At 70.9% G+C, this 20412-nt stretch carries 27 protein-coding genes; all 27 read right to left on the reverse strand.

From position 1 onward, the window contains the following. Nucleotides 1-453, reverse strand: a complete 453-nt coding sequence (locus ACFYNO_RS15385; RefSeq protein WP_388011360.1) for a pilus assembly protein TadG-related protein — start codon at nt 451-453, stop codon at nt 1-3. Continuing rightward, nucleotides 450-899, reverse strand: coding sequence for a TadE/TadG family type IV pilus assembly protein (locus ACFYNO_RS15390; RefSeq protein WP_388011362.1), 450 nt, complete (start codon nt 897-899; stop codon nt 450-452). Before ACFYNO_RS15390 ends, ACFYNO_RS15385 begins: the two co-directional genes overlap by 4 nt. Next, nucleotides 896-1303 carry a TadE/TadG family type IV pilus assembly protein gene (locus ACFYNO_RS15395; protein ID WP_388011364.1) on the reverse strand — a complete coding sequence of 136 codons (408 nt, stop codon included), beginning with the start codon at nt 1301-1303 and terminating at the stop codon, nt 896-898. The genes ACFYNO_RS15390 and ACFYNO_RS15395 overlap by 4 nt, the downstream gene beginning before the upstream one ends. Then, nucleotides 1304-1534: a hypothetical protein gene (locus tag ACFYNO_RS15400; RefSeq protein ID WP_153469907.1), complete on the reverse strand. Its 231-nt coding sequence runs from the start codon at nt 1532-1534 to the stop codon at nt 1304-1306. Between the two features lie 26 nt (nt 1535-1560). Beyond that, nucleotides 1561-2457 (reverse strand): type II secretion system F family protein, encoded by an 897-nt coding sequence (locus tag ACFYNO_RS15405; protein WP_388011366.1) that lies wholly within the window; start codon nt 2455-2457, stop codon nt 1561-1563. After that, the gene (locus tag ACFYNO_RS15410) at nt 2454-3347 is read right to left on the reverse strand and encodes a type II secretion system F family protein (RefSeq protein ID WP_388011368.1); all 894 of its coding nucleotides are present in this window, start codon (nt 3345-3347) and stop codon (nt 2454-2456) included. The genes ACFYNO_RS15405 and ACFYNO_RS15410 overlap by 4 nt, the downstream gene beginning before the upstream one ends. Next, complete coding sequence (locus ACFYNO_RS15415) at nt 3347-4891, reverse strand: CpaF family protein (RefSeq protein WP_388011370.1); 1545 nt, start codon at nt 4889-4891, stop codon at nt 3347-3349. Before ACFYNO_RS15415 ends, ACFYNO_RS15410 begins: the two co-directional genes overlap by 1 nt. Then, nucleotides 4878-5732 (reverse strand): hypothetical protein, encoded by an 855-nt coding sequence (locus tag ACFYNO_RS15420; RefSeq protein WP_388011372.1) that lies wholly within the window; start codon nt 5730-5732, stop codon nt 4878-4880. Before ACFYNO_RS15420 ends, ACFYNO_RS15415 begins: the two co-directional genes overlap by 14 nt. A gap of 1 nt (nt 5733) precedes the next feature. After that, nucleotides 5734-6426: an SAF domain-containing protein gene (locus ACFYNO_RS15425; RefSeq protein WP_388011374.1), complete on the reverse strand. Its 693-nt coding sequence runs from the start codon at nt 6424-6426 to the stop codon at nt 5734-5736. A gap of 29 nt (nt 6427-6455) precedes the next feature. Then, nucleotides 6456-7166: an ATP/GTP-binding protein gene (locus tag ACFYNO_RS15430; protein ID WP_388011376.1), complete on the reverse strand. Its 711-nt coding sequence runs from the start codon at nt 7164-7166 to the stop codon at nt 6456-6458. A 269-nt stretch (nt 7167-7435) separates the two neighbouring features. Next, nucleotides 7436-8017 (reverse strand): hypothetical protein, encoded by a 582-nt coding sequence (locus tag ACFYNO_RS15435; RefSeq protein WP_388011378.1) that lies wholly within the window; start codon nt 8015-8017, stop codon nt 7436-7438. Between the two features lie 144 nt (nt 8018-8161). Then, nucleotides 8162-8623, reverse strand: a complete 462-nt coding sequence (locus tag ACFYNO_RS15440) for a helix-turn-helix domain-containing protein (RefSeq protein ID WP_388011380.1) — start codon at nt 8621-8623, stop codon at nt 8162-8164. A 513-nt stretch (nt 8624-9136) separates the two neighbouring features. Further along, nucleotides 9137-9484 carry a hypothetical protein gene (locus ACFYNO_RS15445; protein WP_388011382.1) on the reverse strand — a complete coding sequence of 116 codons (348 nt, stop codon included), beginning with the start codon at nt 9482-9484 and terminating at the stop codon, nt 9137-9139. Continuing rightward, the gene (locus ACFYNO_RS15450) at nt 9471-10460 is read right to left on the reverse strand and encodes a hypothetical protein (protein ID WP_388011384.1); all 990 of its coding nucleotides are present in this window, start codon (nt 10458-10460) and stop codon (nt 9471-9473) included. Before ACFYNO_RS15450 ends, ACFYNO_RS15445 begins: the two co-directional genes overlap by 14 nt. 47 nt (nt 10461-10507) lie before the next feature. Next, complete coding sequence (locus ACFYNO_RS15455; RefSeq protein WP_388011386.1) at nt 10508-11230, reverse strand: HNH endonuclease family protein; 723 nt, start codon at nt 11228-11230, stop codon at nt 10508-10510. Nucleotides 11231-11362: 132 nt separating this feature from the next. After that, nucleotides 11363-12139: a hypothetical protein gene (locus ACFYNO_RS15460; RefSeq protein ID WP_388011388.1), complete on the reverse strand. Its 777-nt coding sequence runs from the start codon at nt 12137-12139 to the stop codon at nt 11363-11365. Nucleotides 12140-12508: 369 nt separating this feature from the next. Next, a complete protein-coding gene (locus ACFYNO_RS15465; RefSeq protein WP_388011390.1) occupies nt 12509-12826 on the reverse strand; it encodes a hypothetical protein in 318 nt (105 codons plus the stop codon). Next, on the reverse strand, nt 12823-13071 hold the full coding sequence (locus tag ACFYNO_RS15470; protein ID WP_388011392.1) for a hypothetical protein: 249 nt from the start codon (nt 13069-13071) through the stop codon (nt 12823-12825). Before ACFYNO_RS15470 ends, ACFYNO_RS15465 begins: the two co-directional genes overlap by 4 nt. A 59-nt stretch (nt 13072-13130) precedes the next feature. Beyond that, nucleotides 13131-13640 (reverse strand): hypothetical protein, encoded by a 510-nt coding sequence (locus ACFYNO_RS15475; protein ID WP_388011394.1) that lies wholly within the window; start codon nt 13638-13640, stop codon nt 13131-13133. Then, nucleotides 13637-13864, reverse strand: coding sequence for a hypothetical protein (locus ACFYNO_RS15480; protein WP_388011396.1), 228 nt, complete (start codon nt 13862-13864; stop codon nt 13637-13639). The genes ACFYNO_RS15475 and ACFYNO_RS15480 overlap by 4 nt, the downstream gene beginning before the upstream one ends. Beyond that, nucleotides 13864-14346 (reverse strand): hypothetical protein, encoded by a 483-nt coding sequence (locus tag ACFYNO_RS15485; RefSeq protein ID WP_388011398.1) that lies wholly within the window; start codon nt 14344-14346, stop codon nt 13864-13866. The genes ACFYNO_RS15480 and ACFYNO_RS15485 overlap by 1 nt, the downstream gene beginning before the upstream one ends. Before the next feature lie 58 nt (nt 14347-14404). Then, entirely contained in the window at nt 14405-15541 is a 1137-nt protein-coding gene (locus tag ACFYNO_RS15490) for a hypothetical protein (protein ID WP_388011400.1), read from the reverse strand. Nucleotides 15542-15716: 175 nt separating this feature from the next. Then, a complete protein-coding gene (locus ACFYNO_RS15495) occupies nt 15717-16091 on the reverse strand; it encodes a hypothetical protein (RefSeq protein ID WP_388011402.1) in 375 nt (124 codons plus the stop codon). An 88-nt stretch (nt 16092-16179) separates the two neighbouring features. Then, nucleotides 16180-18249 carry an NAD-dependent DNA ligase LigA gene (gene ligA, locus ACFYNO_RS15500; protein ID WP_388011404.1) on the reverse strand — a complete coding sequence of 690 codons (2070 nt, stop codon included), beginning with the start codon at nt 18247-18249 and terminating at the stop codon, nt 16180-16182. A 678-nt stretch (nt 18250-18927) separates the two neighbouring features. After that, on the reverse strand, nt 18928-19215 hold the full coding sequence (locus ACFYNO_RS15505; protein WP_388011406.1) for a hypothetical protein: 288 nt from the start codon (nt 19213-19215) through the stop codon (nt 18928-18930). Between the two features lie 171 nt (nt 19216-19386). After that, nucleotides 19387-19809: a hypothetical protein gene (locus ACFYNO_RS15510; RefSeq protein ID WP_388011408.1), complete on the reverse strand. Its 423-nt coding sequence runs from the start codon at nt 19807-19809 to the stop codon at nt 19387-19389. A 78-nt stretch (nt 19810-19887) separates the two neighbouring features. After that, nucleotides 19888-20301 (reverse strand): hypothetical protein, encoded by a 414-nt coding sequence (locus ACFYNO_RS15515; RefSeq protein WP_388011410.1) that lies wholly within the window; start codon nt 20299-20301, stop codon nt 19888-19890. Between the last annotated feature and the right edge of the window lie 111 nt (nt 20302-20412).

Below are 20412 nucleotides of genomic sequence, written 5' to 3' on the forward strand. Positions count from 1 at the left end.
TCATCCCTCCGGAGCGCCGATGCCGTGCAGGAGCTCAGCGCTGGCGTGACCCTCGACGGGGAGCGAGGACTGGCCGATGACCTGCAAGAAAATCGTCTTGTGCTGAATGGTGACGTGGACGTTGATGGTCTTGCCGTCGCCGCTGACTGTGACCGAGCCGCGGACGCCGGCGGAGTTGAGGTACTGGTAGGCCGCCTGCTGCGCCGCGCCGGGGTCCAGGACGACCCCGGTGCCGGCGATCGCCTTTGCCGGGTCGATCGCCTGGCCGCCGGCGCGTGCGGCCTCGGCGGCGATCGCGTCTGCCCGCTCGACGTCGCGCAGCTTGCCGCCGAGGTCGAAGCACAGGCCGAGCATGACGAACATCGGGATGACCATCAGGAGCCACCACATCGACAGCGAACCGCGGTCGTCGCGGAGCCAGTCGAGGCGGGAGGCGGAGGTGGTGGTGCTCATCGCTGCCTGTACCTGTCGATCACGGAGGTGAAGCTGGACTGGACGGTCTTGGAGCCGATGGAGAAGCCGAGGTCGTTCAGCTGCACGGTGCAGCTGACCCGGACGGTGACGGCGCCGTAGGTCCCCAGCGGGGCGCTGAAGCCGGAGGTGTCCACGCTGACGCTGGTGCTGGCGCACTTGAGCTTCTGGTCCGAGAGCGCGACCTCGGCGGCGGTGCGCGCGTTGGTCTGCGCCTCACCGGGACTGCGGGCGATCGAGGCCTCGCGAGCGGCGGCCGCGGCCGAGGAGTCGACGGCGTTGCCGGCCATGACGATGCGCCCCGCCACGAACGCGATCGCGAGGAACAGGATCGCGGCGGGGACCCACATCACGAACTCGATGGCAACGCTGCCGCGGTCGTCGTCACCGCGAAGGAGGCGGCGCAGGAACCGTGAACTGCTGGTCACGGGGTGGTCCACCTCTCTACCGGGCCGGTGGCCCGCTCGGTGATCGTGATGTTGAGACCGAGCAGGGACGGTGCCTTGGCGGTGACGGTGAAAATGACGCGGTTCGCGTTGGAGCCGGACGTGCTCACCCGGGGGTTGACCAGGGTGCCGTGGACACGCTGGAAGACGGCGTTGGCCCGCTCGACGCCGTCTCCGGTGCTGTTGCCGTAGGCGCGAGCACTGGAGACGGCCTCGCGGGCCGCGGTGGTGGCGGCCTGCTTGGCGAAGTAGACGTTGCACGTCTCGATCACCATGAAGGTCAGCAGCAGGGCGGCGGGAAAACAGATGAGCATCTGCAGGCTCGCGTCGCCGTCGTCCTCCCGCCACCGCTGCCGGATACGACGGGCGAGTGCCCGAAGAGCCACTTACAGGCCCTTCATGTCGTCGAGCTTGGACTGGCCGAGGACCTTGAACGCGGCGATGGCTATCGCGGCGAACGCCACGATGCCGACGATCCACATGATCGTGGAGATGTTGTTGTCGCCGCGGTCGCCCTCCTCGCGGGCGTCGGTGAACTTCTGCTCGGCGGTCGACAGGAGGTGCGCGAGCGCGGTGTACGCGGTGACCGCCATGCGCAGAGCGGGAGAGGTGTTCATGGTGATGTGCTCCTTGTGAGTGTGGTTCAGACGAGGAAAATGCGGACTACGGAGGGGAAGCCGAAGAAGACCAGCAGGACCATGGACAGCAAGGTCACCGGCACGATCAGGCTTTCGGAGGCGGCGTTCGCCCGTGCCTGCTCGGCGGCGGCCTGCTCGTCGGCCAGGCTCTCGGCCCGGCTGCGCAGGGTGCTGTAGATCGCGGCGCCGTCGGTCCCGGCGCTGGCCACGATGTCGGCGATGTCGCCAGCCGCGGGCACGTCGAGCTCGTCGGCGATGGAGCGCAGCGCGTCCCAGGCGGGTGCCCGGTCCAGGCGGGCGCGGACGAGGGCGGCCTGGATGCGGCGGAAGGCCCAGCCGTTGCCGACCTCGGCCGGCCGCTCCAGGGTGTCCTGGGCGCCGGAGCTGGAGATGCGCTCCATCGCGGCGAGCTCCATGTAGGCCATGACGGCCTGTGCTGCTTCCGCGCGGGCCTGGGCGGCCCGTTTGGCCAGTTGCGCGTCGGGGAGGAACCACAGGCCCACCCCGGCGGCCACACCGGCCAGGCCGGTGAGGAAGAAGGGCAGGTCGATCCCCGCGAGGGTGACGACCAGCGAGAAGAAACTGGGCAGGAGCAGCCCGACGACGAAGTGCAGGGCCTTGCTGCCGAAGAACTCGCCGACGCTGTCGCCGACCAGGTTGAGGTTCTTGACCGGCACGCTGACGCCGGGCCAGTCCCTGACCCGCTCGGCGACCCGGTCACCGACGCGCTCGATCAGCGGGCGGTTGTCGTCGCGCCGGCGGACGGGGGCCTGGGCCTTGCCGTGGAGGCGTTCCAGCGCGGGGCCGAGTGCCGGTCCGGAGGGCAGCAGCTCGCGGACGAGGAAGAACAGCCCCAGTCCGATGCCGGCGCCGGCCAGCAGGGCGACGGTGAGTTCGTTCATCGTGCCACCTCCGCGAGCACCGGGTCGGTGTCCGAGCCGGCGGCACGCTCGTCGTACTCCATGAAGCCGGGCAGGGGCTTGTCCATGCCGAGGCGGCTCATCCACCAGAACAGGGCGACGACCGCGGCCATCAGGATGACCAGCACGAGCATCCCCAGCGGGGTGCCGTAGGGCTCGATGTAGGCCTTGTTGAAGCTGAATCCGACGATCACCACCAGGGTGATCGCGCAGATCCAGCGGGTGGTGGTGCGGTGCTTGGCCCGGTCGGCTTCGACGTCGCGGCGGCGGCGGACCACGTTGGAGGTGCGGGCCGCCAGGTCGGACAGGACGTCCGCCAGGCCGGGCCCGCGGTCCTTCATCCGCAGCAGCAGCGCCGCGGCGACCAGGTCTGCCCTGGGGTCGCCGATCGCCCGCGCGAACGCGGTCAGCGCGTCCTCTGCGGAGACCCGTGACTGCAGGCGCACTGCCAGGTCCGCGACCTCGCGTTCGATGGGCCGCGGGGCGGTGCGGACCGACACCGCGATCGCCTCCTCGATGCCGGTACCGGTGCGGACCAGGTCGGAGAGGCGCTTGGTCCACTGGGCGAGCGCGTCCAGCCGCTCGATCTGCTCGTTGGCGGCCTTGTTCGGGTTGATGAGCCACGGCAGGAAGAAGACGGCGCCGGCGACCAGCAGGGCGGAGGGGAGCCATCCGGAGACCAGCCAGGTCAGCATGCCGGTGACGGCGGCGCCGCTGATCTGCAGCTGCCGCAGCCGCTTGGTCTTGGGCGGGAGGGTGCGCTTGACCTTGACCGGACGGTCGGTCACCTCGGTGCCGCGCACGCCTACGACGAACAGGACGAGGCCGCCGATGAGGAACAGCGCGGCGAAGCCGGCGATCAACAGACCCATCAGGCCACCGCCGTCCGCTTCAGCTCCAGCGGGCTGCCCCAGCTGCCGTTCTCGTTGCGCAGCCATTCCGGGTTGAAGCCGGCGCGCACCAGATCGTCCAGGCAGGCCGGGTTGACGCCGGTCGGCACGGCGCGGGGGTCACGGGACCCGGGGCGCGGCGCGAAGATCTTGTTGGTGGCCGGAAGGCCGGTCTCGCTGGCCTCGCCGGTCACCTCCAGGATCTGCTCGACGAAGCGCACCTTCTTACCGCCGAGGCGGGTCTCGTCGATCATCTTGACGTGGACGACGAAGTCCAGCGCGGCGCCGGCGATCAGGTAGGCCAGCTCCTGGGTCATCCCGTCGCCGTGCTGGATGCACAGCTGGGCGATGCGCGCGAAGACGCCTTCCGCCTTGCGGCTGTGGATCGTGCACAGCGACCCGCCCTCACCCGCGGACATTGCCTGGAGCATCGGGACGATCTCCCGGGAGCGGACCTCTCCGACGATCATGCGGCGCAGCATCATGCGCAGGGAGGGGGCGATCAGGTCCGCGATCTCGATCTCGCCGACCTCGCGGCCGTCGACCCGCTCGCCGTTGCCTTCGCGGGCCTCCATCGGGACGACCTGCTTGAGGTGTCCGACCTCGTGGAGGAAGAGCTCGTACTCCGTCTCGAGCGTGCCCACGCGCTCCTGGGGGTCGATCTCACGGGCCAGCGCGATGATCATCGTGGTCTTGCCGACGCCCTGGGTCCCGCTGATCATGATGTTCTTCTCCGCGGCCATGGCGGCCTTGAGGAAGTGCATCATCCCGGCGTCGATGGTGCCGTACTTGACCAGGTCCTCCAGCGTGACGGAGCGGATCCGCTGCTTTCGGATGGTCACGTACGGCCGCGGGGTGGACTCGGTCATCGCCTGCAGACGCGAGGTGTCCGACAGCCGCAGGGCCAGGGTCGGCGACGCCTTGGACAGGCTCCGCTCGCCGGCACCGTGGCGGCGGGCGAGCATCTGGAGGAACTCGACCAGTTCCTCGTCGCTCTCCGCGACGGGGTCGACCTGCTCGCGGGGGCGGTCGGTGCGGTCGATCCACACGTCGTCGCACCCGTTGATTAGGATGTTCTCCACCGTCGGGTCGTCCAGGTAGGGCTGGAGGCGGCCGTGGGCGAACTGGGCGTCGAACACCGCCTGCGCGAGGCTGGTCTCGTCCGACTCGGCCGGCGAGATCTGCCGGGCCGCGGCGAAGTCCGCAGCCCAGCGGGCGACGAGCTCGTTGATGATCTCCCAGCCGCGCTGCTCGGCGTCGTCGGCGGGCATGTCCCGCTTGTTGCTCTCCCGGTACGCCTGGAACTCGGGCGCCATCTGGCGGCTGAGCTCCTCGCGCAGGCTGTTGACGGTCTGCCAGTCCCACAGCGACTTGCGGGAGACCACGCGGCCGTCCCTGGCCGGCGCCTGCGCCGTCACCGGGGCCGGGGCCACCGGGCCGGGCACGACGGGGAATCCCGCGACGGGGACCTGCTGGGGCAGGTACGAGGCCTGGCCTGGCGCGTACAGGGGCTTACCGCGCTGCATCGACAGCTCCCTTCATTCGGTCGAGGACGGTCCGCGAGCGCACCGTCGGTGCGAGGAGCCTCTGCTGTTCCTGGACGGCCAGGCCGCGCAGCTGTTCGGACATGGCGCGTGCTTCGCGCAGCAGGGCGGAGCGGCCGAAGTACCGGCCGCCGTCGCCGCCGTGGGAGAGGACCTGGGCGGCCCTCGGGTCGTGGGGGAGGGTCGCGAAGATGGGCAGCTGCAGCTGCTCGGCGATGTCCCGTGGACTGAAGTCGCCGTCGTCGATCACCACCAGGCCGAGCCGGCCGCTGTCGCGGCCTCGGACCTCGAGGGCGGCGCGCAGCGCCTCGACCCGGGGCTTGGCGGCGCTGGCCGAGCGCAGGGTGCGGCGCACGACGACGGCGACGATGTCCGCGGATTTGGCCAGGGCGCTGGCCGTGCCGGTGGCGCCGGAGCGGCCGAGGTCCACCAGGACGTCGTAGCCGGGGTCCTGGGTCTGCAGCTGCTCGAAGAGCAGACCGAGGCGCTGCCAGACCTGGCTGAGGCCGGCGGCCTGGGCGGGGTTGGTCAGGCCGGGCAGCAGCAGACGGTCCTGGGCGTCCTTGTCGGACAGGTCGATCAGCTGGTACCAGAAGTCCTGGTCGAGCTGGCGGCGGCGGTGGGCGACCTCCAGGTTGTGCAGGCCGTAGTCGCCCAGGATCCGCGACTCGAGGTAGCCCGCGGCGATCGAGCCGCCGTCCGGGTCGCACTCTGCCAGGATGGCGCGGCGTCCCTGCGGGAGCGGCCAGGTGAGCAGCGCCGCGAGGGCGGTCGCGGTCACTCCGGGGCCGCCGCTGGCGCCGGCGAAGGCGATGACGGCCATGTCAGCTCTCCGAGGGCACGACGACGAGGGAGGCCTCGCCGTTCGCGGACCACTGGGCCAGGGTCGCGGCGTCCAGGGTGTTGGCGGCGAGGTCCACGACGTGGTCGCCGCTGTTGTCGGCCTTGCCGACCTCAATGACGACGGCCTGCACCGTGGTGTTCTTGTTGCTGCCGGTGGCGCCGTCGCCAGCAGCGGCTGCGTTGTTCTTCGGCGTGTGGATGACGTTGACCTTCTGGCCGGGGCTCAGCTGGCCGGCGGGGATCTGCGCGGGGGCAAGCGAGACGCCCACCAGCGACTGGCCCTGCTTGATCAGGGGCTGGTCGGTGACCGACTGGCTGGTCAGCAGGCTGCCCTTGGTCAGGCCCACGGTGGTGCGCTTGCCGATCATCTTCTTCAGCTGGCTGGCCGGCACCGGGGTGAGGACCGGGTCGGTGGCGATCCGGGCTTCCACGAGGTCGTCGGCGGTGAGCTGGGCGCCCATCGGCACGTCGTGCGCGACGGCGACGACCGGCTCGCGGTTGCCCGTGGACATGTACAGCCACGCGTTGGCGCCGACGCCGACCGCAACCAGCGCGACGGCCATGGCGATGAAGCCGGGGCGGCGTCGGCGGACGACGGGCTGGCGGACGATCGACTTGGGAGCCGGCGTCTGCGGGTCGGTGGTTTCGGGGGCGTGCCCCGTGGTGGTGCTCATCTGGGTAATTCCTTACGTGTGCGGGCGAGTCACGGCTTGGCGACGACCTGGGCTTCGCCGATGGCGAGGTTCACGCCTCCGGAGGCGCGGGTCGTGGTGATGTCGCCCTGCTGGCCTCCGCCCTCCCAGTGCACGGTCCAGGTGGTGACGGCACCGACGGAGAAGGCGCTGGAGGTCTTGGTGTACCGGTAGCCGCAGTCGGGGGAGGCGCTGCCGCCGTAGGACGCGTTGTAGGGAGTGCCTGCGCTGGTGCAGGTCACACCGCCGCCGTCGCCCATCGTGTAGACGATCTTCTGCACGTTGGCTGTGGCGTTGACCGTGATGCCTCCGGCCGAGGCGCTCGCGGAGACGGGGCCCCAGGTGCGGTCGGTCTTCACGTTCCAGATCCACACGGGCATGCCGACGATGCCGGTCGTGCCGTTGCCGGGCGCCGTGCCGATCTGGGCGCCGAGCAGCCGCATCTTCTTGATGGCTTCCTGGGCGAGCTCCTCGGGGGAGGGGCCGCCGCCGAAGCCCGGAGGCGGGTTCAGGCTCCAGCTGGTGCCGCCGGCCAGCTCGCGGCCGATGCCTGGGCAGATGACGTTGTACGCCTTCCCCTTGGCCCGGGCTGCGGGGTCCGAGGGCGCTCCGCTGCCCCACTGCCAGTCAGGGGCGTCCGCGGGGGGCTGGGGGTTGAGGAGGTCCCAGTAGCACTGGTCCGTGTAGTTGAACCAGCCGACGCCCTCCTTGTAGCAAGGCACCTCGCCGACTTCCTGGCCGTTGGGGTTCTTCCAGTGGATGACGCAGGTAGCGGCTCCTCCGCCCCCGCCTCCGCCGCCTCCGCCGGTGCTGCCACCTCCGCCGGTGCCGCCGGTGCCACCTCCGCCCCCGCCTCCGACGTGGATGTCGCAGTCAGGAACGAGGTCGGGGCACTTGACACCGCCATCGGCGCTGGCCGTGCCGACGGGCACGGTGAGCGCGACCAGGAGCGCGATGAGAGCGCCGATCAGCGCCCCCGCCCCTCTGCGGCTCAGCACGTGCTGTCCTTGTCGATGGTGGAGTCGACGATCAGCCACTTGCCCGTGCCGTAGTACGCCTTCGAGGTTTGCACGTGGCGCCGGTTGGCACCGTCGAGGTCCGACTTCTTGCCCGTCTTGGCGTTCTCCGGGACAAAGTTCGAGCTGTCGACGCAGTCCACGACTGTCGCGCTCTTCGGATTGGTGTCCAGCGACAGGTCGGTGACCTTCGGGGACAGCACCGGAGCGCCCTTCACCACCAGGCCGTTGTCCTGGTAGTACAGCGCGGCCACCTTGACCTTGGAGAGCGCCTTGTCGGCCGCGTACTCCTCCAGCTTCGAGCCGGAGAAGCTCCCCGCGGCGTAGATCTTGGCCTGCTCGGCCCACATCCCCCGGTACGCCGCCAGGACCTGCTCGGTCGCGGTGGCGCTGGGGTCGGGCGAAGGAGTGGCCGACGTCGCCGAGGCGGACGGTGACGCGCTCGCCTTGGCCTCGCCGCCGCCCGACCCACAGCCGGCCAGCAGTGCCACGGCGGCCGCGGCCACCACCGCGGAGACGCCGACCCGGCGTATCTCAACACTGATTGAAGGTGCCACTGGCATATCCCCCTGATGAGTGGTGGTCAGAAAGCTGAAAGGCATGGGAAATCGGCAGACCGCGGAATTCCGCGTCCAGTGCGTAAACGGCTGATCAAATGGATAAGGAGCCTAAATCGGCCGGTGCGGGGTCGTCACATGCTTTTAGCGACGACCACGCGGCAGCCGGCTGCCGGTGGCGGCGTCCAGCGAGCGCAACAGCTGCTCGACCGTGACCTTCAACAATTCGGCGGCCAGCCGGAACTTGGACTCGTCCAGCGCCGCGACGCCCCGCTCGATCCGCGACCACCGGGCCTGGGCGATGCCCAGCCGGTGCGCCAGAGCCCGTTGGCTCCAGCCGGCCAACAGCCGCAGCCTCTGCACGTCGTCCGGCCGGCTGGTCGACAAGAGCGCGTCCAGCGGCACCCTCAGGCTGTCGGCGAGGGCCTGCGCCGTCGGCAACTGCGGCTTTCGTCGCCCCTGTTCGTACAGGCAGATGTGGGTGCCGGCCACCCGCGCCCCGCGCACGCGGGCCATGGCCGCCAGGTCGTCCTGCGACAAGGAGGCCGTGGTGCGCAGTCGGCGCAGGGCGGCGGCGCTGAAGGCTGTTACTCCGCGGTTCGCCACCTTGCTCCGTCTCGACGGCGATCTCGAGGCGCTCCTCGCCGGACGGGCTGGTCCCGCCTGTGCCTGAAGCAGCAGACGGTGACGTGGCGGCTGCGTGCTGCCCGCCCGCCAAGTACGCCCGCACTTCTTCGGATTGGCTTGCGCCCCGAATCTGATAGGGAGTCAGCATTCCGTTGAAATGCACACGACCCCCCTCCCCGTGACCGCACGCATGTGTGCGGATAGTGCCTGTCCCGTGACTGAATCTGACCGGTAACTTATACGAATCTTGCACGACCTTTTCCGGCCGTCAAGATCTATTCTGACGATGATCTTGCGCTTTGCGGCTTATGTCCGATCTGTTCTGGTGTGGCCCTGACCTGGCCATCTACGCGGCAGCGGTCGGTGGAGCGCCCGTTGCCCTGCGCAGTCGCACCGATCGGCCCCGTACTTTCGGCCATGCCGAAGGTCCCGCCCAGTCCCCAGCGCGGCACTGAGTGCCGCAGAGGCGCCCCGTGCCGCCTGTGGCGGAGATCACGGCCCTTCTTCCGGACTCGCAGTCTCCGCGGCGGTCTTCGACCGCGCGCTCAGCCGGCCCGGAACGGCGCCGCGGCCGAGCGCGAACAACGCCATGAAGGCGATGAACAGGCGGTAGAGCGTGACCAGTCCGGACACCAGGCCGCCCAGGAGGGCGAGCAACAACACCGGCCTGCCCCAGGGGCTCGGAAGGTAGGGCGCCGTCACCACGGTCCCCAGCAGGCTCACCGTCAGAACGGCCCACACCACGCCCCGGGCGAACGACGCCGCGGCCAGACGCGCTCGCTCGGCCGCCAGAGGATCGCGCGCGGTCGCCGCCGCGGCCCACCGCTTACCGGCCGCCATGGCGCTGCTCCCCGGTCTCAGGCGTTACGTCGGCTGTGCGCGTGACGGCCTGTTGGGCATCCCGCAGGCCGGCGGCCAGCTCGTCCAGCCCGGCGGCGAGTTCGTCGAGGAGCTCCGCCGGGGCGGCGTCCTCGACGAGCCGGGACCGCCTACTGCCGAGGTAGGCACCCGGCGCCTGGCTCCCGTGCCCGGCTTCGTCCAGGTCTGCCAGCCGGTGCTCCAGGCGCTCGTGCTCGCCCACGGCTTCCGCAGCCGCCACGCCCAGCCGCCGGTAGGCGGCCTCGTAGCCCTCGACGACGTCGAGGCCCGCGCCGTCTTCGCCGGCGGCCAGCACCAGGCCGGCGGCGTCCCACAGGAGCCGGTGCCCGGCCTCGGCCGCGCGCCGGAGCTCGGGCACTGGCGACGCCGTTGCCGCCGCGGCCACCGCCTGATGCAGGGCCAGGAGCCGGTGGATGTACTCCGCCCGAGGGGCAGTGGCATCGACGACCCGCACATGGCGGCGGGTGACGATCGCGGCGAGTCCCGGCCCGCCCCAGGCCAGCGCGACGCCTGCCGCCGCGGCCACGATCAGGGCCGCACCCGCGGACAGGCGGTCGCCCAGCACCGGGGGCAGCAGCAGGACCGCGGCCACGACCACGGCCAAGCGCCCCACGCTCACCGCGGCCGGCAGCTCGGCGCCGCCGATCCTGCGCAGGAACGGTGCCGGCCGCCGGCCCCACACCGTACGGGCGAGCAGCGGCTTCCACCGCGCCCCCGCGGCCGGGGCGACCACCCCGACCTCTGCGGGGAAGGCGTTCTCGAACCGCACCTCCGAATCCAGCGGGTACCCCCATCGGACCCAGCCCCACTCCACCCGTTCCACCGTCCGCACCGCGCCGACGGCAGATTCGAAGGCCGCGGAGCCGGCGCGGCTCTCTCCCGACGCGGCGAGGTGGTACTGCAGGGCGTGGACCGTTTCGCGGTGCCAGCGGTCCACGTCACCGCCGTAGGGGAGCGGCCGGAGCCCGTCCCGGTACTCGCCCATCACTGGGACGCCCCCTCACCCGGCAGGGCCGGACCGGGGCAGCTGTCCAGGACGCGGCGCAGCGCGTCCTTCTCCGGCGGGGTCAGCCACAGCTTGTACTTCGCCTTCACCTCGATCTGGCGCTGCGCGTAGCCGCAGCGGATCAGCTTGTTCGGCGGCAGCCAGGTGGCGGCGTCTCCATCCCCCTTCGCCTCGTTCGTCGGGCCGTCGACCGCCACCAGGTTGAGCGGGTCGTTGGCGAGGCTGAGCCGCTCGGCGGCGCTCAGTTGCTGCGCTCCGGTCTGCCAGCTGAGGCTCAGGGGGACGATGTGGTCGATCTGGACGGCCAACGACGTCTTGACGCCTCGGGTGAAGGAAATGGTGCGCGCGGTGTACGGGTCGTGGAGCGTCCCTGAGACGACGGTGCACGGACCCTGCCGCACGACGCCGGTCAGATCGCGGGCGAGGATGTCGTCGCGGGTCGAGCAGCCGTTGTGGCTGCCCGGCGCGGTGCTGTTGTCGCTCCAAGCCGGACCGAACTGGTCGCGGCTGTAACCGGTCTGGGGAGCTCTGCCCTTGACGGGGAGCCGGTCGAGCTCCTGGAGAGCGGCCGTGGCCGACATCATGGGACCGGCCGCAGCCTTGGGCGCCGACTTCACGATGTCGACGGGGGTGCAGGCGGCGAGCGTGGCTGCCGCGGCGAGGGCGGCGCCGATGGCCGCGGCGCGAAGCGGGTGGGGCATGGAGTGGTGCTCCTGACTGGTCGGAGGTGCGCGTCATCCCATAGAGGTGCCGCGAGGCGTATCCGTGTGACCACTCCCGCCCACCGGTGTCGAGAGGTTTCGGCGCGTCCCGCTCCGGCGCCGCCCTCGGCGTCAGCCGAGGGTGCCGCTGAAGGTGATCCGGTCGCCGCGGTCGGTGGCCTCGACCGTGACCGGGCCGGGGACGGCGGAGGAGGGGAGGGTGAACCGCACGGTGACGGTGGCCGAGCGCGAGGGCGCGATCGGGGCGTCGGGGTAGTTCAGGCTCGGGGTGACGGTCGCGGCGTCGGTGAGGCCGGCTCCGGTCATCACCCGCAGGGTGATCCCCAGACCCGGCCGCGGCCGCGGGTCGTCGTTGGTGACGGTCAGGTCGGCCGTCGCCGTCCGCTTGCCACCGGTGTCCGGCCCGAGCGTGATCGGGGAGAGCCGCAGGCCCGCCGGCGACCAGGCGCCGAAGGGCAGGAGAGGTCCGGGCGACGCCGGCGCCGTACCGGTGGGCTCGGGAGAGCCGGACGCCGAGGAGGCGTTCCCGGGCAGGGCGCCCTCGAAGAAGAGGTCGTCCGCCTCCGCCATCCCCTCCTGGGTGGCCTCGGCGGTGACGGTGACCCGCTGGCCCAGGCCCTGCGGGGGCACGGCCACCCCTATCTCGGCGGTGTAGGAAGCGCCCGGCGCGACCTTCACCCCAGCGTCGTGCGCGGGGAGCCCCGGGAGGCTCTGGTCCTTGACCGGGACGGCCTGGCGCCCCAGCGGTCCGTAGCGGACGGTCAGCGCGGTGGCCGGCAGCAGGGTGATCTGGCCGCTGGTGTTGGTGAACTTCGCCGCGGTGCGAAGGACGGCCCAGCCGGCCGGCACCTCGCCGGATGTGCTGGCGGCCTCCTTGAAGGGTTGCACCTCCAAGGTCCAGCCCTGCGCCGCGATGGGGACGGCATCCCCCAGTTCGGTGACCCCGGCGGGGAGTCCGGCCGGCGTTGCGGCGGCGGTGGCCGGAGTGGACGCCGGGTCGGAAGCGGGCCCCGATGTGGAACCGGCGCACCCCGCCGACAGCGTCGCGATGGCCGTTACGACAACGGCGGCCCATCCCCGTGTGCTGCGCATGATTCTTCCCCTCGGTCACGGAGCGGGATCGCGCTCCTGATCGGGGATCATGCCAAAACAGCTGGCGGTCCAACCTCAGCACCGGTGCAAAGCGTCCGGGGGACCGTGCGGGCCGGGGCCGTGTTTCCAGTGCTCTGTGTACTTCCTCGGCTGTGCGGGGCTCGCTCACGGCGGGCTGTCCGCGTCCTCGCGGGCCCGGGCGACGCCGGCCAGCACCTTGCGGACGATCCGCTGGTTCCCGGAGTGGAAAGCTTCCGCCTCGATCAGACGGTCGGCCAGGAGGTCGGTGGTGATCTGGCCCAGGCGGTACGACTCGTCGGCGTACTGGGCCGCCGCGTCAGCGGCGGCCCGGGAGAGCTCGGAAGCGCGGTTCGCCCACACCGTGATGGCCTCGCCCTTGTCGTCGTTGGCCGGCAGGCGGCCAACGTATTCGGTGAACGCCTCGATAGCGGCGAGAGCCAGGGGGAACGGCTGGAGGGTCACGCCTGTGCCTCCGTTCCGGGGTACTCGCTGCTCAGTGCGGCGGTGCGGCGGCGGTGCTGCTCGGCGGTGATGAGCCCGGCCTCAAGCTGCGCGTCGAACAGGGCGCGCGCGGCGCGCTGCCCGTCGGCGCGGGTGCTTTCGACGGTGGCCTGGTCGCCGCCGAGAAGGGCCAAGCGGTAGTCGGCCACCCGGGCCGTGAGCTGCCGGGCCCGTTCGCGCACGGTCTCTCGGTCGATGGTGTTCATGAGGGCTGTTCCTTGCGGGGGTTGGAGGTATGGCCGTCCGCCGGTTGCGGCTGGCCGGTTCAGATCAGACGCAGCGCGGGGTACGGGCCGCCGAGCGGCCTGCTGTAGCCGGCGGGTACGAGGTAGGCGACGTAGCAGCAGACGGCCGCGCCGCAGTGGAAGGTGACGTTCAGACCAAAGGGGATCGCACCGCGCGCCGCGCTGAGCGGCTCGACCCGGCGGATGAACGGGTCCTGCCGCGCGGTCAGCACGCCGACCAGGTACCGCTCGACGGCGGTGAGCGGCGTCTTGCCCACCGCTGGCAGCGCGGCGGCGCGCAGCTGCGGCGGCGGTGCCCCCTGCGGCTCGGCCCGCCCGTCCGGAGGGCGGGCGGCCACGATCTGGAGGTAGACCTCGGCACCGGTGGGGAGGGTCAGCCGCAGCCCGAACCGGCTGTGGGTGCAGCCGGTCTCGGCGAAGGTGGCGACCTGCCCCTGGCTCCTCGGGTTCTCGTCGAGGCAGGTGCGCAGAAACGACTCGAACTCGCAAGCCTGCCACGGTTGGAGAAGGGCGGGGGCGGGGCTGCTCATCGCTGGGCCCGCTGTCCGGCGCACACCGTGTGGTGGTCGGTGACCATGCCGATCAGCGTGGGCACCACATCGCCGGGCTCCGCGTCGCACAGGTGCTGTCCACACCCGGTGTGGACCAGTTCGAGGTCGCGCTTGGCGGGGTCGCCAGAGTCGAGCAGTGGGTAGTCGTCCCAGATGATCGCCCGGGTGGTCGCCGCCGGTCCGATGAAGGGTTCGGGGCTCATCAGCAGCTCTTCTCGTACGGCGCCAGTGCGGCGAGCACGGTGATGCCGAGGACCTGGTCTCCGGCGCCGGCCAGCCAGTCCCCGACCGAGATTCCTGCGGGAACGGCGGCCAGCTGCTTGGCGAGGCCCGCGACGCCGGTGTGGGGCACGCCGTCCGCGGTGCAGCCGGTCTTGTAGGTGCCGACTCCGGGCATGTGGGCGACGAAGTGGCCGTCCACGCCCGACCAGTGGGGGTCCTGCCAGAGCTTGAAGACGGCGGTGGGGGCCTGCTCCTGGAGGGCTGCGGCAAGGCGGTCCGAACTGCCGAGCGGGATCTCGTGCGTGCCGTAGCACTCGCCGAGTACCAGCCGGGCGGGTTCCGGCTCCTCGGTGTCTCCCCAGTCGAGGCCCAGTTCCTCCTCGGCGAAGACTCTGAGCACGGCGTCCTGCTCGTCCTCGTGGACGGCGTAGAGATACACCTGCAGTGGTGAGCGGTCGGACATGACGGATCTCCATGTCGAGTGAGTGGGTGATGGGTCGGGGCACCGCACCCGGGGTGGTTCAGGCCGCGAGGGCCGTTTCCGGGCGCTGGCGCTGCTTCAGCCCTCGCGTGCGGAGCGGGTCGTGGCGCTGTTCGTCTACGGGGACCACGGTGGTGATCGGGTCGGTGTCCTTGGGGAGGAGGTCCAGACGGACCCAGTAGGGCATCACCCAGCGGGTGGTCTCGCCCTGGCGCGCCTTGCCGATCCGGAACCGGCGGAAGTGGCCGCACCGCTGGTGGGGTGCCTGCTGGACGCCGGAGGGGATGCCGTCGCCGTCCAGCACGCGGCCCGCCGCCCGGCGGGCCGCGTGCAAGGCGGGGCCGACGCGCCATCCGATCTCGACGAAGAACGGGTCGCGGTTCTTGTGGACCGCCCGGCGCTTCTTCTTCGACGGCTTGACGGCGGGCGGCTCGGCCAAGTCCCGGTTGTCGCAGCACAGGTAGATCAAGACGCTCAGCGCGGGTCTCAGCAGCTCCTCGAACAGGGTGTACACGGCGGCCTTGTCCCGTGCCCGGCTCCAGTGGGCCTCCGCCCTCGCGGCAGCGAAGTCCACGGCCTGGGCCACGGTGAATTTCTCCATCCCGGTGGGGATGTTCATCCGTATGTGGGTCTGGCCGCGAACCTCCCACGTCTCCTCGTCGAGGAGGTCGATGACAAAGAGCAGGCCGAGCCCTTCGATCTCCTCGTCGGTGTAGGTCTGCTGCTCGGGGGTCTGGTTGAAGCCGAAGAGGTAGAAGCCGCGCACCAGGCCGTCCGACTCCTTGTAGCGGACCGGCCAGGGTTCGGGGAGGACGACGAGCGGGTTGATGTGCGGAAGCTGGCTGAAGATGTTGCCGGGCAGCGTGTCGGAGGTCGAGCGGTACAACTCTGCGGCGAGGTGCTGGTTGAGGTCGTAGGTGACCCTGCCCCGCCGGGCCCACAGGCGGAAGATCCCCACGTGGCTGGCGAGGTCGATCAGGTCGGCCTGTTTGGCGAGCGTCAGGCCGGGCGGTGCGGTGTGCCCCAGGGTGACCGGCCGTCCGGTGGAGAGCTGGTCGAGCTTGGGGGCGAGCCACAGGTGGTTGCCGCGTAGAGCGCTCTCCCGCTCGGTCAGCTCGTCGACGAAGACTTCGCTGATGTCGCGGCTCTTGAGCGCGCGGGAGTGTCGGCGGTTCATCTTGGCCATCCCTGTGGCTACGGGCCCTACGGGCCGGGGCGTCCCGGTGGACTGCTGGAAGGCGGTCCACCGGGGGAAGGAACCGGTGCGCGGCGGGCCGGTGGGCTGCGCCGGGTCGGGGACCCGTTCGCACCGAAGATGCCCCAACCATAACCCAACACATAGACTTAAGCAATTATGGAGTGGCGGGGATGGGCACCAGGAAGAACTCCTGCCCGTCCTCCGTGGCCAAGCGGATGGGCCGGTCCGGCAGTGCGCCGAACACCGCCTCCGCTACGGCCGCCGGCGCACTGCCGGGGCCCAGGGCAGGCCCGAGGGCCGAGCGGATCGCCGCCAGGGTGTCCGCCGACAAGGGCGCCTTCAGCGGCGCGGCCTTGGCCTCCGCCGCGCACGCCTCCAGCTCCCCGTCGTCAGCGGTCGCATCCAGGCCCCGGCGGCGGGCAATGGCGGCCACCGTCGTGGCGAGCGCCGCGCGGTTGTGCCAGCGGCACAGCTCGCCGGGGGTCCCCACAGGGTGCAGGTGTCGGGCGGTACCGATCGAGGCCTTCATTCACACGTCCTCCGTTGCGGGAAAGGGGCCAGGCTGACGCCGAGTGGCCAAGTTGGGGGCCGGGCCAAACCGGCCCCCAACTCCACGGTCACAGATAGGCGCTGACCATCTGCGCGAACTCGTCCGGACCGATGACGGGGATGCCCAGCTGCTCCGCCTTCGCCTTCTTCGAGCCGGCCTTGTCCCCGGCGACGACCAGGCTGGTGCTCTTCGAGACGCTGGACCCGGACCGGCCCCCCGCCTTCTCGATCAGCTCGTTCATGTCGTTGCGCGACAACAGTCCGAGGCGGCCACCCATCGAACCCGTCACGACGACCGTCTTCCCGGCCAGCGGCAGCGCCGCTCCCGAGTCCTGGCCGGAGCCGGAGATGTCGGCCGCCGGGGCGCTGTCCTGCGGTCCGCCGAGGTTGACGCCCGCCGCCGCCAGCTTGGCGATCACCGGCTCCAGCTCCGCCAGCTCGGCCAACATCCAGGCCGCCTTCTCCGAGCCGATCCCCTCGACCTGGCGCAGCTCGGCGGCCGACGCGGCCTGGATGGCGGTCATGCTGCCGAAGAAGTCAGCGACCCGTCGGGACATACTGCGCCCGGTCCCCCGGACCCCCAGGGCGCAGAACACCCGGGCGAGGGGCTGCTGCTTCGCCGCGGCGAGACGGTCCAGGATCTTGGCGGCCGTCTTCTCGCTGCCGGTCGCCGCGGTGAGCTGCCCCAGCGTGAGGGTGAACAGGTCGGCGACATCCTGCACCGCCTCCCGCGCGACCAACTGCGCGACGACCTTCGGCCCGATCCCCTGGATGTCCAGGACATCACGCTGCACGGCGTAGGTGATGGACGCCGCGAGGTTGCACGCACGGCCCTTCAGGCACCTCCAACGCTCCTGGCTCTTGTCGATCTCGCCTCCGCAGCCCGGGCACACCGTGGGCAGCTCGATCGGCTTCTCCTGGCCGGTGCGCGCCGACGTGACGGGAGCGAGGATCTGCGGGATCACGTCGCCGGCCCTGCGGACTACGACGCGGTCGCCGATGCGCAGCCCCAACCGCGCGATCATGCCGGGGTTGTGGAGCGTCGCGAACTGCACCGTCACGCCCTCGATCTCCACCGGCAGCACCTCGCCGCGCGGAGCGATGTTGCCTGTGCGTCCGGTGGTCCAGGTGGCCGCAGCAAGCGTCGAAATCACCTCCAACGCGGGCAGCTTGAACGCGATCGCCCATCGGGGCGCACGCGAGCCGGAGCCTGCGACGGCCTGGTCCTGCGGGTGGTCAGCCTTGATGACGATGCCGTCGATCCCGACCGGCAGGGTCGCTCGCTGCGCGGCGACCTTCTCGACGTACGCCTGGATGTCCTTGATGAGCGGCGAGGTCAGCGTGCCGACCGGGGTGTCGTCCACGGTCCGGACTCCGAGGCTGCCCAGGGCCTTCATCAGCTCGGTGTGGGGCATCTCCTCGCGGATCAGCCCGCCCGCCTCGCCGTCGGCTGCGGGCAGCAGGCCGTATCCGTAGAAGCTGAGGGGGATGGTGTAGTTCCGGCCGGTCGCGCGGAGCGAGCCCGAGGCGGCGTTGCGGGGGTTGGAGAAGGGGTCCTCACCGTGGGCGACACGGATGCCGTTCGCCTCCTCGAAGCGGGACTGGAGCAGGACCACTTCACCGCGAACCTCGGCCGAGACCGGCGCGTCCAGCGTGACCGGCAGGCCGTCGATGGTGCCGATGGCGTGCGAGACGTCCTCCCCGGTCGTGCCGGTGCCCCGGGTGACGAGCTGGACGAGCTTGCCCTCGCGGTAGTGTGCCGCGACCGCCAGCCCGTCAATCTTCGGGCCGGCGTGGAACCCACGCGGTTCGCGGCCAAGCCGCTTGCCCAGGGACTGGGCCCAGCGGACCAGCTCGTCGGCGTCGAAGACGTTGTCGAGAGAGAGCATGGGGGTCGTGTGCACGACTGATCCCTCGGGCAGCGCCCCGGCGGCCACCTTGGTGGTGGGCGAGTCGGCCGCGCGCTGGTCCGGATGCTTCTGCTCGTAGGCGGAGATGGCGTTCACGAGGTGGTCGTAGGTCGCGTCGTCCATCTGCGAGTCACCGCCGCTGTAGTACGCGGCCGCGGCGCTGCGGGCCTGCTCCAGCGTGCGGAGGTAGGAGTCCTCGTCAGTGATGGGGGCCAAGGTGTTCGGCACGTTCTTGTCCTTCTTGTCGGCGGTGGCTGACGGCCGCTCCTCCGTCGGAGCGGTGCTGACCGGCTCCGTCGCGGGCGAGCGGTGGTTGCCGGGGGCGGAGCCGGGGCCGCATCGAGCGGCATGTTTAAACCATAAGCCCAATCATAGACTTAAGCAACTCCCTTCGTCTTCAAGTCGCCTACGCGCCCGAAGCGGGTTGCCGGGCCGCGGCGAAGTGCCGCAGGTCTTCCCCGCCCGCGCAGTGGCTTCCCCGGACCGCCGGGCCTGGTGCTGACTGACGGCGACGGAGTTGGCGGCGGGGCAGGCTGGAGCGCGTGGTGCAGCGCCCGCCGACTCATCCGGCATCTTCGGGCGCAGGGCGCCGCCCAACCTGGCCGGCCGAAGCATCCATGGACGATCCGGCGATCGCCACCCAGTACCCGGTGGACACGAACCGGCCGAGCCGGGACGTACACACCTCCATCCGCCAGCTCACCGGCGGGAATCCTGGGTCCGCCTCCCAGCGGAACTTCAGCGCGGGTCCGTCGTCGCGGGCCGCGCAGGTCCTCCTCGCGCCGGCGCTGCGCGGTGGCCAGGTCGTCGACCACCGGCTCCAGCGGCCCGTATGCCTCGGTGTCGCTGGGTCCGCCCATACCGGGCGGTCGCCGGTCGCACCGACGGGGGTGGTCCTGGGCCTCGTCACGCTGCCAGCCGCCGATCCGGCCTCGGGTGCGCTCCAAACGAGCGGAGGATCATGACGTCGTAGTCGGCCAGCACCTGCGCGTACGTGCCGGTGTCGCGCACGTAGCGGTTGATCTCCGGATCGTCGATGGAGTGCGCGGTCCAGCAGAGCATGTGGTTGCGGCCCGAGGTGCGCTCGTCGGAGCAGATCTTGCGCGCGTCGGCTTCGCTCACCCGCCAGAGCACCCGCCGGTGGGTGGTGCTTGTGTTCCTGGAGGCGATGAACACCACTACCTGTGCGGTCATGAGGAGATCCGATCGAGGCTTGGGGGTCCGGCGCAGGCGACGGCCCGCCGGGCCGGGGCTGGAAAGTACCGAGAGGGTTCCGACGGTCTTACAGGGCGAGCCGGGGCCGGGAGTACCTGACAGCTGGTCGGGCCGTCGTTTCGTGCCGGCGGGAAGGGGTGAGCTGCTGAATCATGGCCGGGTGGCGTCCTGGAGGAGCGTGCCGGTTGCGGCGTCCCAAAGTGCTCCGTGGAAGGTAAGCGCGGCGACCCTCGCGTGCCGCTTTTCGTCGAACCTCGCGAACGGGAGCTCCTGCCCGCGCTCCAGGAGTAGCCGCGCAAACCCAGCGTCGACGCTCTCGGGGTAGACCCTTTTGCCCGGCGTGAGCTCAGCCACGTCCCAGCTGGGACGCGCATGGTGACTTACCACGGCCCCTGTGGGTCCACTGTAGGAGAGCACGTGGATGTTGCCGCTGTGGAGGTAGCAGTGCCAGGAGACCCTTTGGGTCGTGTAGCCGTAGGCCAAGGTGCGGTCCGGTCCGGCGATGTCCGCCGTGCTGAGGATGCGTGGCTGATTCTGGAGAGAGAGCAACTCGGTCAGTTCGCCGAGATTCATGGGTGGATGACCTCCTGGTCGAATGTCCGGCCTATGCCGGATGACTCCGGGTGGGTGGGGGTGGGCCGACGGGGTTTTTCAGGCGGCGTCTCTGGCCCACGCGGCGATCGTGTCCGCATCTTCTCCGTAGCAGGACTCTGCGACGTCGCCGAGGTCCGCATCAGGGTCTTCCAGGAGCGCGAGGACCGCGTTCACCAGGAGGTTGTCCCGGTCGTTCGCGCAACCGCCCTCCCGCTCAGCGGCCTCGTCCACGGCTCCGTTGATGGCCTGGCTGATCTGCTCGGCGGTGAAGGCAGTCGGAGTGTCCTCGGGCGCGGGGGCCGCGACGCCTGCCAACTCCCAAGGCCACGCGATGTTGGCGAGATGCGTCTCCGCGATGGCTCGGACCACCGGGAACGGCATCTCGGTGGTCTCCTGCTCGGCCGCCTCCGCAGTCATGTCGATGCCGGCGCCGAGCGCGGCGTTGAACTCGCTCCAGGTATAGGTCTTCACGTGAGCACTCCTTGCGCGTCAGCCACAGCTCGCTCGGCGCGGGAAGCTGGGAGCGATCCGGGAGATGAGGTGTCGGGCAGCGGGGCGGATCGAGCCGCGCCGTCGGCGGAC

Source organism: Kitasatospora sp. NPDC006697 (genome assembly GCF_042869935.1).
Lineage (GTDB): Bacteria > Actinomycetota > Actinomycetes > Streptomycetales > Streptomycetaceae > Kitasatospora.

What these genes read in the sequence shown, in the direction of transcription:
- ACFYNO_RS15415 (WP_388011370.1), bottom strand. Translation starts at nt 4,891, where the DNA reads ATGCAGCGCGGTAAGCCCCTGTACGCGCCAGGCCAGGCCTCGTACCTG.
- ACFYNO_RS15495 (WP_388011402.1), bottom strand. Translation starts at nt 16,091, where the DNA reads ATGAAGGCCTCGATCGGTACCGCCCGACACCTGCACCCTGTGGGGACC.
- ACFYNO_RS15475 (WP_388011394.1), bottom strand. Translation starts at nt 13,640, where the DNA reads ATGAGCAGCCCCGCCCCCGCCCTTCTCCAACCGTGGCAGGCTTGCGAG.
- ACFYNO_RS15385 (WP_388011360.1), bottom strand. Translation starts at nt 453, where the DNA reads ATGAGCACCACCACCTCCGCCTCCCGCCTCGACTGGCTCCGCGACGAC.
- ACFYNO_RS15470 (WP_388011392.1), bottom strand. Translation starts at nt 13,071, where the DNA reads ATGAACACCATCGACCGAGAGACCGTGCGCGAACGGGCCCGGCAGCTC.
- ACFYNO_RS15455 (WP_388011386.1), bottom strand. Translation starts at nt 11,230, where the DNA reads ATGCCCCACCCGCTTCGCGCCGCGGCCATCGGCGCCGCCCTCGCCGCG.
- ACFYNO_RS15480 (WP_388011396.1), bottom strand. Translation starts at nt 13,864, where the DNA reads ATGAGCCCCGAACCCTTCATCGGACCGGCGGCGACCACCCGGGCGATC.
- ACFYNO_RS15485 (WP_388011398.1), bottom strand. Translation starts at nt 14,346, where the DNA reads ATGTCCGACCGCTCACCACTGCAGGTGTATCTCTACGCCGTCCACGAG.
- ACFYNO_RS15505 (WP_388011406.1), bottom strand. Translation starts at nt 19,215, where the DNA reads ATGACCGCACAGGTAGTGGTGTTCATCGCCTCCAGGAACACAAGCACC.
- ACFYNO_RS15405 (WP_388011366.1), bottom strand. Translation starts at nt 2,457, where the DNA reads ATGAACGAACTCACCGTCGCCCTGCTGGCCGGCGCCGGCATCGGACTG.
- ACFYNO_RS15410 (WP_388011368.1), bottom strand. Translation starts at nt 3,347, where the DNA reads ATGGGTCTGTTGATCGCCGGCTTCGCCGCGCTGTTCCTCATCGGCGGC.
- ACFYNO_RS15445 (WP_388011382.1), bottom strand. Translation starts at nt 9,484, where the DNA reads ATGGCGGCCGGTAAGCGGTGGGCCGCGGCGGCGACCGCGCGCGATCCT.
- ACFYNO_RS15420 (WP_388011372.1), bottom strand. Translation starts at nt 5,732, where the DNA reads ATGGCCGTCATCGCCTTCGCCGGCGCCAGCGGCGGCCCCGGAGTGACC.
- ACFYNO_RS15510 (WP_388011408.1), bottom strand. Translation starts at nt 19,809, where the DNA reads ATGAATCTCGGCGAACTGACCGAGTTGCTCTCTCTCCAGAATCAGCCA.
- ACFYNO_RS15425 (WP_388011374.1), bottom strand. Translation starts at nt 6,426, where the DNA reads ATGAGCACCACCACGGGGCACGCCCCCGAAACCACCGACCCGCAGACG.
- ACFYNO_RS15400 (WP_153469907.1), bottom strand. Translation starts at nt 1,534, where the DNA reads ATGAACACCTCTCCCGCTCTGCGCATGGCGGTCACCGCGTACACCGCG.
- ACFYNO_RS15490 (WP_388011400.1), bottom strand. Translation starts at nt 15,541, where the DNA reads ATGAACCGCCGACACTCCCGCGCGCTCAAGAGCCGCGACATCAGCGAA.